This window comes from Aquimarina rubra, assembly GCF_042684305.1.
Lineage (GTDB): Bacteria > Bacteroidota > Bacteroidia > Flavobacteriales > Flavobacteriaceae > Aquimarina > Aquimarina rubra.
Genome location: NZ_JBHULE010000002.1, coordinates 620,453 through 631,270 on the forward strand (window position 1 = coordinate 620,453; position 10,818 = coordinate 631,270).

General features: G+C 34.2%; 11 protein-coding genes. 9 read left to right on the top strand and 2 right to left on the bottom strand.

The window, feature by feature from the left end; translation table 11 throughout:
- Positions 1-89: 89 nt before the first annotated feature.
- From ACFSR1_RS03260 to lptB, 4 genes are all read left to right on the top strand, one after another.
- Complete coding sequence (locus ACFSR1_RS03260) at positions 90-1,055, top strand: KpsF/GutQ family sugar-phosphate isomerase (RefSeq protein WP_378289580.1); 966 nt, start codon at positions 90-92, stop codon at positions 1,053-1,055.
- Positions 1,055-1,891 (top strand): twin-arginine translocase subunit TatC, encoded by an 837-nt coding sequence (tatC, locus tag ACFSR1_RS03265; RefSeq protein WP_378289582.1) that lies wholly within the window; start codon positions 1,055-1,057, stop codon positions 1,889-1,891. Before ACFSR1_RS03260 ends, tatC begins: the two co-directional genes overlap by 1 nt.
- Complete coding sequence (locus tag ACFSR1_RS03270; protein ID WP_378289584.1) at positions 1,888-2,238, top strand: carboxymuconolactone decarboxylase family protein; 351 nt, start codon at positions 1,888-1,890, stop codon at positions 2,236-2,238. Before tatC ends, ACFSR1_RS03270 begins: the two co-directional genes overlap by 4 nt.
- Before the next feature lie 76 nt (positions 2,239-2,314).
- Positions 2,315-3,055, top strand: a complete 741-nt coding sequence (gene lptB, locus ACFSR1_RS03275; protein WP_378183654.1) for an LPS export ABC transporter ATP-binding protein — start codon at positions 2,315-2,317, stop codon at positions 3,053-3,055.
- 68 nt (positions 3,056-3,123) lie between these two features.
- Here lptB and ACFSR1_RS03280 read toward each other — a convergent pair whose 3' ends face one another.
- Positions 3,124-3,885 carry a CDP-alcohol phosphatidyltransferase family protein gene (locus tag ACFSR1_RS03280; protein ID WP_378289586.1) on the bottom strand — a complete coding sequence of 254 codons (762 nt, stop codon included), beginning with the start codon at positions 3,883-3,885 and terminating at the stop codon, positions 3,124-3,126.
- 126 nt (positions 3,886-4,011) lie between these two features.
- Here ACFSR1_RS03280 and ACFSR1_RS03285 point away from each other — a divergent pair, with 126 nt between their 5' ends.
- From ACFSR1_RS03285 to ACFSR1_RS03300, 4 genes are all read left to right on the top strand, one after another.
- Entirely contained in the window at positions 4,012-5,100 is a 1,089-nt protein-coding gene (locus ACFSR1_RS03285) for a putative type IX sorting system protein PorV2 (RefSeq protein WP_378289588.1), read from the top strand.
- A 90-nt stretch (positions 5,101-5,190) separates the two neighbouring features.
- A complete protein-coding gene (gene lnt, locus ACFSR1_RS03290; protein ID WP_378289590.1) occupies positions 5,191-6,771 on the top strand; it encodes an apolipoprotein N-acyltransferase in 1,581 nt (526 codons plus the stop codon).
- A 221-nt stretch (positions 6,772-6,992) separates the two neighbouring features.
- Positions 6,993-8,858, top strand: coding sequence for an ABC-F family ATP-binding cassette domain-containing protein (locus tag ACFSR1_RS03295; protein WP_378289592.1), 1,866 nt, complete (start codon positions 6,993-6,995; stop codon positions 8,856-8,858).
- Positions 8,859-8,880: 22 nt separating this feature from the next.
- Positions 8,881-9,453, top strand: coding sequence for a hypothetical protein (locus ACFSR1_RS03300; protein WP_378289594.1), 573 nt, complete (start codon positions 8,881-8,883; stop codon positions 9,451-9,453).
- On the opposite strand, the gene ACFSR1_RS03305 is transcribed toward ACFSR1_RS03300, so the two are convergent.
- Positions 9,443-9,967 carry a hypothetical protein gene (locus ACFSR1_RS03305; RefSeq protein WP_378289596.1) on the bottom strand — a complete coding sequence of 175 codons (525 nt, stop codon included), beginning with the start codon at positions 9,965-9,967 and terminating at the stop codon, positions 9,443-9,445. The genes ACFSR1_RS03300 and ACFSR1_RS03305 overlap by 11 nt on opposite strands.
- Before the next feature lie 158 nt (positions 9,968-10,125).
- Between ACFSR1_RS03305 and ACFSR1_RS03310 the strand changes: the two genes are divergently transcribed.
- Complete coding sequence (locus ACFSR1_RS03310; RefSeq protein WP_378289598.1) at positions 10,126-10,812, top strand: ABC transporter ATP-binding protein; 687 nt, start codon at positions 10,126-10,128, stop codon at positions 10,810-10,812.
- Positions 10,813-10,818: the final 6 nt, after the last annotated feature.

Consider the following 10,818-nt stretch of genomic DNA (forward strand, 5'->3'; position numbering starts at 1 on the left):
GCACTATTTAAAATTCATAAGGTATTACATACCTTTGCATAATTAAAGATAATAAAATCTTTATTTATAACACGCAAATTTTATAAATTTTGAACACCCTCGATACGATTATTTCTTTTGCCCAACAAACCATTAATGAAGAAGCCAAAGCTATTGCACATCTGGAAGAACTTATTGACCAGGAGTTTGCCGAAGCGGTTCATACTATACATAATTCTAATGGTCGGGTTATTATAACCGGGATTGGTAAAAGCGCTATTATTGCTTCAAAAATAGTGGCTACTATGAATTCTACAGGAACTCCTGCTGTTTTTATGCATGCCGCAGATGCCATTCACGGAGATCTAGGTAATATCCTGAAGGATGATGTGGTTATTTGTATTTCTAAAAGTGGAAATACTCCTGAAATCAAAGTACTAGTTCCTTTGATTAAAAACTTTAACAATACTTTAATCGGTATCACTTCTAATAAAGAATCTTTTCTAGGAAAAGAAGCAGACTTTGTCTTAAATGCATTTGTAGAAAAAGAGGCATGTCCTAATAACCTGGCTCCTACTACCAGTACCACAGCACAATTGGTAATTGGTGATGCTGTTGCTGTTTGTTTATTGCACCTGAAAGGTTTTTCTAGCAGAGATTTTGCCAAATACCATCCTGGAGGAGCACTAGGAAAGAAACTATATCTTCGTGTAAACGATATTGTATCAAAAAACGAAAAGCCAAATGTTAGTCCTGATTCTGATATCAATGCCGTGATCGTAGAAATGACAGAAAAAAGATTAGGTGCTACAGCTGTGACCGAAGATGATAAAATTATCGGAATCATTACGGATGGAGACTTACGAAGAATGTTAACTACCAACACTTCATTTAATGGATTAACTGCTAAAGATATTATGTCTCCCAGTCCAAAACGAATTGATGTAGACGCAATGGCTGTGGATGCCTTAGATCGACTCGAAGAATATGGAATATCACAGTTATTAGCCGAAGAAAAAGGTAAGTATGCCGGGCTTTTACATATTCATGATCTAATGAGAGAAGGTATTTTATAATGGAAAAACAGACAACAAAAGATCCACAAGCGATGTCTTTTCTGGATCATCTGGAAGAATTACGATGGCATTTAATCAGAGCAACAGTAGCCGTATTGATAGCTGCGGTTGCAGCTTTTATAGCCAAAGAGTTTATTTTTGACGTATTGATTTTCGGACCTAAAAAAGCGGATTTCCCTACCTATAAAGGGCTTTGTAATTTATCAAAACTACTAGGTTTGGACGAGAGCCTATGCTTTAAAGAATTACCTTTTAGTGTTCAAAGTAGAAAAGTAGCCGGACAGTTTTCTGTTCATATCTGGACCTCAATTACGGCAGGTTTTATAGCCGCTTTTCCATATGTTCTATATGAATTTTGGAAATTTATTGCTCCGGCAATGTATGATAAAGAGAGAAAATATTCTAAAGGTTTTATCCTCATTTGCTCTTTTCTATTTTTCTTGGGCGTTCTTTTTGGATACTATGTAATAACTCCATTATCCATTAATTTCTTAGGAGGATATCAAGTAAGTGACGAAGTGCTTAATGAATTTGATATTGATAGTTATATTGGTCTATTAAGAGCCTCAGTAATTGCCTGTGGACTAATATTCGAGTTACCCGTAATTATGTTTTTCCTTACAAAAGTTGGATTGGTTACTCCAGAATTTTTGAAAAAATATCGAAAATTTGCCTTAGTTATTGTATTAATCTTATCGGCAGTAATCACACCACCGGATATTGCAAGTCAGGTAATCGTTGCCATTCCGATACTGGTATTATACGAAGTAAGTATTTTTATTTCCAAATTAGTAATTAAAAGACAAAACAAAAAATTAATTCCACAAACGAAATGAGTACCATAGTAGACGAGTTTAACGAATATCGAGAGAAAATGAATTCTCGTATTTTGGAAGACAATAACAAAATTATCAAACGTATTTTCAATTTAGACACCAATGCGTATATGAAAGGGGCTTTGGATGTAAAAACCAAAGAATTATTAGGATTGGTTGCATCCACTGTTCTAAGATGTGATGATTGTGTAAAATATCATTTAGAAACCTGTTATAAAGAAGGCTTAACCAAAGAAGAGGTGGTTGAATCGTTAAGTATCGCCACTCTAGTTGGAGGTACCATCGTTATACCTCATCTGCGACGTGCTTATGAGTTTTGGGATGCACTAGAAGCTCAAGAATCTTAAATCCGGTTTAAAAGAATAATGTACATTTACGAACATTTTTTAGCAACACTCTATATTTAAAGAAGTCATTCTGATTATGAAGTTAAAAGCGGATAATTTAATAAAGTCATACAAAGGAAGAAAAGTAGTAAAAGGAATTTCTCTGGAAGTGAACCAAGGAGAAATCGTTGGACTTTTAGGGCCAAATGGTGCCGGAAAAACTACTTCTTTTTATATGATCGTTGGTTTGGTAAAACCAAACGGCGGAAAAATCACACTGGACAACATTGATATCACAAAATTCCCCATGTACAAACGTGCTCAGAATGGTATCGGTTATTTAGCCCAGGAAGCTTCTGTTTTTAGAAAATTAAGTATTGAGGATAATATATTAAGCGTTTTACAATTAACCAAGCTTTCTAAAAAAGAACAACTTCATAAAATGGAGTCTTTGATAGAAGAGTTTGGCTTAGGACATATCAGAAAAAACCGTGGTGATCTATTAAGTGGTGGAGAGAGAAGACGTACAGAAATTGCGAGAGCATTGGCCACCGATCCTAATTTTATTTTATTGGATGAACCTTTTGCCGGAGTAGATCCGGTAGCGGTAGAAGATATCCAGCGAATTGTAGCACAGCTAAAAAACAAAAACATTGGTATCCTAATCACGGATCATAACGTACAAGAGACGTTAGCAATTACCGACAGAACCTATCTCATGTTTGAAGGAAGTATTCTTAAAGCAGGGATTCCAGAGGAGTTAGCAGAAGACGAAATGGTACGTAAAGTATATTTGGGTCAGAATTTTGAACTAAGAAAGAAGAAACTGGACTTCTAAAGAGTATATGAGTAAATTAGTTTTTGAGTACTTGAGCATCTACGCTAAAAATATATCTATTTCTCAACTCATTTACTAAGCGACTTTTCTTTAAAAATCACTGACATCAAAACATACAACAAGATGATACAAGGTATTGCCATAAACTGAAGTAATACTAACAAAACAACTGTGAGCAATAAGAAAATATACCTAACCTTATTTCCGACAAATCCCCAAGTTTTAAACTTCAACGCAAATAATGGAATTTCGGCATTAAGCATATAACAACTTACCAGAGTTAAACCTATCAAAAACCATTGATTTAATATAATGTCTGAGATCCAAGCCTGTGTTTGAAACTGCAGAATTAATGGTAGACTTAAAATTAGTAAAGCATTTGCTGGAGTGGGTAATCCAATAAAAGAGGTAGTTTGCCGTGTATCGATATTAAACTTAGCCAATCGATATGCAGAAGCCATTGTTATTAATAAACCAACTAAAGGTATAAATTCATAATATCCTACCAGAAAATCCTTATCATATACGTGATAGGTAAGACTGTTCTCCAATGAGGTCCCGTAAGCTTTTGTTAATAATTGACACATTACTATTCCTGGAACTAATCCACTGGTCACCATATCCGCCAGAGAATCCAACTGCAACCCTAATTCACTTTGTACCTTCAGGATTCTTGCAGCAAAACCATCAAAAAAATCAAAACCAATCCCGAGTACTACAAAAAGTGCTGCTAACTCTAAAGAGCCTTGCACAGCAAAAATTGTAGCGATACATCCACAGAATAAATTTAGAAGGGTAACGATATTAGGAATATGCTTTTTAAACTGCATAGAATTTGATTTTGTGTAAAAATAACAAACTATTTCCGTCTATTAACATAGACTACACAATATGAAATCACAAATAAAGTTTATCATGTTGAAAAATAGTGAGATATTTGTCAAAAATTGCTTGGATTGAAAAGAATTATAATTGTTTTATTTTTTCTAGCTGTATCCCTTTCTTCGGCACAGACTAGAAAATATTCTAATGAATTTCTAAATATCGGTGTAGATGCCGGTGCTTTGGGTATGGCCAATGCTGTAGTAGCAACCTCTGGAGATGTAAATTCCGGATATTGGAATCCCGCCGGTCTCATAAACTTAGAGGATAATCAGGTATCTTTTATGCACGCGGCATATTTTGCAAACATTGCTAATTATGATTACCTAGCTTTTGCGATGCCTCTGGATGAGAAAAGCGCTATCGCACTTTCTTTAATTCGATTTGGAGTCGATGATATCCTGGATACTACAAGTTTGGTAGACGCCGATGGCAATATAGATTATACAAGAATCAACTTATTCTCTGCTGCAGATTATGCGTTTACGTTTTCTTATTCGAGAAAATTACCAATAGAAGGATTGAGTTATGGAGCTAATGCTAAAGTAATAAGAAGAGTCATTGGTGATTTTGCTTCTTCCTGGGGATTTGGTTTTGATGCAGCTTTGCAATACAAAAAGAATAACTGGCAATTCGGAATTATGGTACGTGATATTACCACAACCTTTAATGCCTGGAGTATAGAAGACTTTGTCATCGGAGATCTTAATGGTGATGGAATCCCGGATGAAGATCAAATACCACAAATCAGAGATCAGGAATTACCAGAAACTACTGAGATCACAATTCCAAAATTACAGTTTGGAGCAGCAAGAAAATTTGATTTAGGTAAAAAATTTGGTTTAAATACTGAATTAGATATGAATGTTCGTTTTGCAGAAACGAATGATATCATTTCTTCTTCAGCAATTAGCGTTACTCCTGCTTTTGGTTTTGAATTGGATTATGCCAAGATCGTATACCTGCGTGGTGGTGTTGGTAATTTTCAGAATATTGAGCAATTTGACGGATCGGACAATGTAGGTTTTCAACCTAATTTTGGTGTTGGCTTCAAATACAAAGGCATACAGGTAGATTATGCCTTGACAGATATAGGAGATCAGAGTGCTGCTATCTATTCTAATGTATTTTCTATTAAAGTAGATTGGAGTATTTTTAGATAAACATCAACTAATCATAGCCTTTTTTTAACTTTGATTTTAAGTTTTGTAACGAAATAAAACTATTTTCGTTATTAAGACAGAACACTCTTTATGAAGAATATTTTACTTATTGTTATATCCGGTTTATTACTCGCAATCGGCTGGCCTACATACGGTTTCCCATTATTTCTTTTTTTCGGTTTTGTTCCGCTACTAATAACGGAATATAAAATTCGTCATAACAAAAACCATAACATCCAAGTATTTGGATTATCCTTTCTTACATTTTTCATCTGGAATACGATTACCACCTGGTGGATCTACAACTCTACTCCTTTTGGCATGTGGTTTGCAGAAATTGTAAATAGCTTATTGATGGCACTCGTATTTCTCATATATCACATAATCGCTAGAAGAGCTTCGTTCACAATTGGATCTGTTTTTTTGGTATGCATATGGATGAGTTTCGAATATTTACATCTACAATGGCAATTTTCATGGCCGTGGCTTAATTTAGGAAACGGTTTTGCAAATTTTACTTCCTGGATACAATGGTATGAATATACGGGAACCTTTGGTGGGACTTTATGGATATGGATTGTAAACATTGGCGTATTTAAAAATGCATTACTTTTTATTGAACATAAAGACAAATCAATTCTGTATCGATCCGCCATCAGAAATGGACTGATTATTATTTTTCCGATTTTAATTTCTCTTGTTATCCTGAAAACCTATGAAGAAGATGGTAAGGATGTAGAAGTTGTAATCCTTCAACCAAACATAAATCCGTATACGGAGAAATACAATACTTCTGATGACCGTGTGAGCGTATTGTTAAGCTCACTTACTGCAACAGAAATTAGCGACACAACAGATTTCATTATAGCCCCCGAAACAGTTTTTGCGGATAACAATAGACTGAAAAACTTTCAGAGTTCTATTGCCAAAAAAACAGCTTTAAGTATCATCAGCGAATATCCAAAAGCGAATTTCTTATCTGGTATTTCACTACTTGATGTTTTTCGAGACCCTTCAAAAGTACACTCTCAAACCAATGAACATAAAAGTGGAGTCTTTTATGATGACTATAACTCTGCCTTTCTGGTAAGACCTGATGGAACCGACGAGCTTTATCATAAAAGTAAGTTGGTTGTAGGTGTAGAGAACTTTCCGTATCAAAGCGTCTTTAAACCAATCGTTGGTGATGCAATGATCGATTTGGGTGGTACAGTCGCAAAAAAGACAACACAACCAGATCGAGAAGTTTTCTTTACAAATGAAGATATTGGTGCGGGACCTATTATATGTTATGAAAGTGTCTATGGTGAGTTTGTAACAGGGTATGTTAGGAATAATGCAGATTTTCTGGCGATTATTACCAATGATGCCTGGTGGGGAGTTACCCAAGGACATAAACAACATCTTGCATATGCTAAATTTAGAGCGATAGAAACTCGCAGAAGTATTGCCAGAAGTGCTAATACAGGAATTTCTGCAATTATAGATCAAACCGGCACTATAGTTTCATCTCTTGGGTATAATGAACAAGGAGCCTTAAAAGGCACTCTCAAAACCAACGACAAAATCACATTTTATGTAAAAGCTGGAGATTATCTGGCTAGAGTTGCTATTTTTCTGATGATTTTCATTTTCCTCTTTTCTGTGACCAGAAGAAGAAAATCGTTATAAGCTAAATACGAATACTCTTGCGTTCATTAAAAAAAATCAGTTTTAAAGAAAACAATGATTACTAATTTCACCAAAACTCTTTCCCAAACTTCTTTACAGAAGTAAATTTCTTATAAATTTTGGATAAGATTGTAGAAAACATAGCTAAAATCAGAAACTTGATCACTTTATAACTTAGTTGCTTTGCAACTTTGTACCTTTGCAACTTTAAAAAAAACCACGTGAATTACGTATCAGTAGAAAATATAGCCAAATCCTTTGGGGAACGTATCCTATTTAAAAATATCTCTTTTGGAATAAATGAAGGTCAGAAAATAGGCTTTGTTGCAAAAAATGGAACAGGTAAAACATCGCTTCTTAATATTATTGCTGGTGACGAAGAGCCTGATGAAGGACAAGTAGTATATAGAAAAAATCTAAAAGTTGCTTTCTTACCTCAAGAACCCAATTTGGATCCCAATCTAACTATCGAACAAACTATTTTTGCCGCAGATAACGAGACGCTGCGCGTAATCAATACCTACGAGAAAGCATTACAAAACCTTGATGATAGCGAGGCTTATCAGAAAGCTTTTGAGCAAATGGATGCTTTAAATGCCTGGGATTTTGAAACACAATACAAGCAAATTCTTTTTAAGTTAAAACTTGAAAATCTGGATCAAAAAGTAAGTCAACTTTCCGGAGGACAGAAAAAAAGATTAGCGCTTGCCAATATTTTATTAAGCAAACCAGAACTACTCTATTTAGATGAACCTACCAACCATTTGGATCTGGAAATGATTGAATGGCTAGAGGAGTATTTTGCCAAAGAAAATTTCACCTTATTTATGGTAACTCACGACCGTTATTTTCTGGAAAACGTGTGTAACGAAATTGTAGAGTTAGAAAACGGTAAATTATACAGCTACAAAGGTAATTATGCATATTACTTACAGAATAAAGAAGCTAGAATAGCTAATGAAGAAATCGAAACGGGTAAAGCTAAACAACTCTATAAAAAAGAATTGGATTGGATGCGACGACAACCCAAAGCTCGTACCACAAAATCTAAATCTAGAATCGATGATTTCTATGAAATTAAAGAACGGGCTCATCAGAGAAGAAATGATCACGAAGTACAACTTGAAATCAATATGGAACGTCTGGGAAGCAAGATTCTGGAAATCCATAAAGTTTCGAAAAGTTTTGAAAATCTTACATTACTAGACAAATACGAGTATGTATTCAGAAAAGGAGAACGTGTAGGTATTATTGGTAAAAATGGTACAGGAAAATCAACATTTCTAAATATGATTACCGGAGGTATCCAACCGGATCAAGGTAAAATAGTAGTTGGTGATACCGTAAAATTCGGGTACTATACGCAAAGAGGAATTACCATAAAAGAAGGACAAAAAGTCATTGAAGTTATCAGAGAATTTGGTGATTACATTCCTTTGAAAAAAGGAAGACAAATTTCTGCTCAACAATTATTAGAACGCTTTTTGTTTGACCGAAAAAAGCAATATGATTTTGTAGAAAAACTAAGCGGTGGCGAAAGGAAACGATTGTATTTATGTACCGTTTTGATTCAAAACCCTAATTTTTTGATACTGGATGAACCCACGAACGATCTGGATATTGTCACATTGAACGTTTTAGAAAATTTCTTGTTAGATTTCCCGGGTTGCCTAATTGTAGTATCACACGACCGTTATTTTATGGATAAAATAGTGGATCACTTGTTTGTATTTAGAGGAAATGCTGTGATTGAAGATTTTCCTGGTAACTATTCTGATTACCGCGCCTATGAAAATAGTCGTGAACCAGAGAAAGTAAAAACTCCCGATGCAGAGCCTAAAACAAAAACTTCCTGGAAAAAAGATAATAAAACCGCTTTATCATACAATGAACAAAAAGAATATAATCGTATAGAACGTGATCTAAAAAAATTAGAAATTCAGAAAAAAGAGATCGAAGCTTTATTTAACAGTGGTGCGTTGGAGGGAGATAAGATCAATGAAGAATCTGCCAAACTTAAAGGGATTATAGATGCTATCGAAGAAAAAGAAATGCGCTGGCTGGAACTTTCTGAGAAAATGGAATAACTAATATCTATTCTTCGAACTGATGTTATTTAAATTTAAATCTTATCTGAACTTCTTATGGAAATCTACCAATCAACATGGTGTCCATTCTCCTTTTGTTTATAATCTGGTTACTAAGTGTTTTTATGATAGAAAAGAAAGAGCTTCTTATAATTCGATTAAAAATTTTCATAAGAACAATACACTAGATATAAGTTTAAAGAATGCCAAACTTTTAAATAGGCTCATCCCCTATCTCGATTACAAGAAGATATTGATTTTAAGTGATTCATCTGATTTTATTACCCAAATTTTATCAGTTAACAATCAGATTTCTATCTCCGATTCTTTAGAAGTTAAACATCCATTCGATTTCATTTATATGGATATTGCTCCATGTGAAAACAATCCTGAACTACTGGAAACTATATTTTCTTTAGTTCATAATGATTCTCTACTTCTATTCAATGAAATTCATAAATCACAGTCTAATCAATTTATTTGGGAACAATTACAAAATAACTCAAAGACCAAAGTAACCATTGACACCTATGATCTTGGTTTTGTGTTTTTTAGAAGAGAACAGGAAAAAGAACATTTTATCATTAGAGTTTGATAATTTCTTTTATATATTCATCAAAAGTCTGCTTTCGATCTTTTAGAAACCTCATCAAATATTTCTCTGACACCTCAAGTCCCATAGTTTGCTCTATAGATTGAAGTTTCTGATATAACTTCGAAATTTCTTTAACCGTTGCTATTGTTGGAGATATTCTTCTCGCAAAAAATGAGAACATCTTACTTTTCGAATTAAATTTTGCTTCAAAATCTATGATAACCCAATAATACCCTCCATCATCCATCGGATTTTTATTAATAAGAACAGTATTTCTTTTACCATGTAATTGTACCCAAAACCTTTTTAGAATTGCCTTGGGTATATCTGCGTGATATAGCACCGTAGAAGACTTTTTACTGTAATCTAATTCGTTAGATCTATTTCTTAGAACCACAATATCCTCATCAACATATTCTATACAAAAATTAATATCAGTCTTACTCAAGACTAGCTTTTCTGTATTTGATATCGCATCGCTACTTACAAGCGTTGATTTTTCGATTGTAGACATTTTAGACTATTGTTTAAAAACAAAATGTAATATAAATCAAGGAACTAAAAAATGAGAAATATCATATAAATAAAAAATCACTTTTAATGTAACAACTCGATTCTTAATGCGTCATATAAGCTAAAATTGTATCTTACAGCTGTAATTTAATACATCACATGGAAAACGTTATTGACATTAAAGGTATCATTAGGAATTTTCAACTAGGTCAAGAGACTGTTTATGTACTTAAGGGTATTGATCTGGAAATTAAAAGAGGTGATTATATTGCCATCATGGGGCCTTCAGGATCAGGTAAATCCACTTTAATGAACCTTTTGGGCTGTTTAGACACGCCAACTGACGGGACCTATAACCTAAACGGAAATGACGTAAGTAAAATGACGGATGATGAATTGGCTGAAATAAGGAATAAAGAAATTGGATTTGTTTTCCAAACTTTTAATTTATTGCCTAGAACTACTGCTTTGGATAATGTTGCATTACCTATGGTTTATGCCGGAACTTCTAAGAAAGATAGAAATGCACGGGCTGAAGAGGTATTAGCAGATGTGGGGCTTGCAGATCGTATGGATCATAAACCCAATCAACTTTCCGGAGGTCAACGACAACGTGTTGCTGTAGGTCGCGCCTTGGTCAATAAGCCTTCTATCATTTTAGCAGATGAACCAACCGGAAATTTGGACTCTAAAACTTCTCTGGAAATCATGCAATTATTTGATGATATTCATGCAGCTGGAAATACGGTTATATTAGTGACTCATGAAGAAGAAGTTGCTGCTCACGCACATCGTGTCATTCGACTACGAGATGGGATGGTGGAAAGTGATGTACGAAATCGATAGGTTATC

What these genes read in the sequence shown, in the direction of transcription:
- ACFSR1_RS03270 (WP_378289584.1), top strand. Translation starts at nt 1,888, where the DNA reads ATGAGTACCATAGTAGACGAGTTTAACGAATATCGAGAGAAAATGAAT.
- tatC (WP_378289582.1), top strand. Translation starts at nt 1,055, where the DNA reads ATGGAAAAACAGACAACAAAAGATCCACAAGCGATGTCTTTTCTGGAT.
- ACFSR1_RS03310 (WP_378289598.1), top strand. Translation starts at nt 10,126, where the DNA reads ATGGAAAACGTTATTGACATTAAAGGTATCATTAGGAATTTTCAACTA.
- ACFSR1_RS03300 (WP_378289594.1), top strand. Translation starts at nt 8,881, where the DNA reads ATGTTATTTAAATTTAAATCTTATCTGAACTTCTTATGGAAATCTACC.
- lnt (WP_378289590.1), top strand. Translation starts at nt 5,191, where the DNA reads ATGAAGAATATTTTACTTATTGTTATATCCGGTTTATTACTCGCAATC.
- ACFSR1_RS03305 (WP_378289596.1), bottom strand. Translation starts at nt 9,967, where the DNA reads ATGTCTACAATCGAAAAATCAACGCTTGTAAGTAGCGATGCGATATCA.
- ACFSR1_RS03280 (WP_378289586.1), bottom strand. Translation starts at nt 3,885, where the DNA reads ATGCAGTTTAAAAAGCATATTCCTAATATCGTTACCCTTCTAAATTTA.
- lptB (WP_378183654.1), top strand. Translation starts at nt 2,315, where the DNA reads ATGAAGTTAAAAGCGGATAATTTAATAAAGTCATACAAAGGAAGAAAA.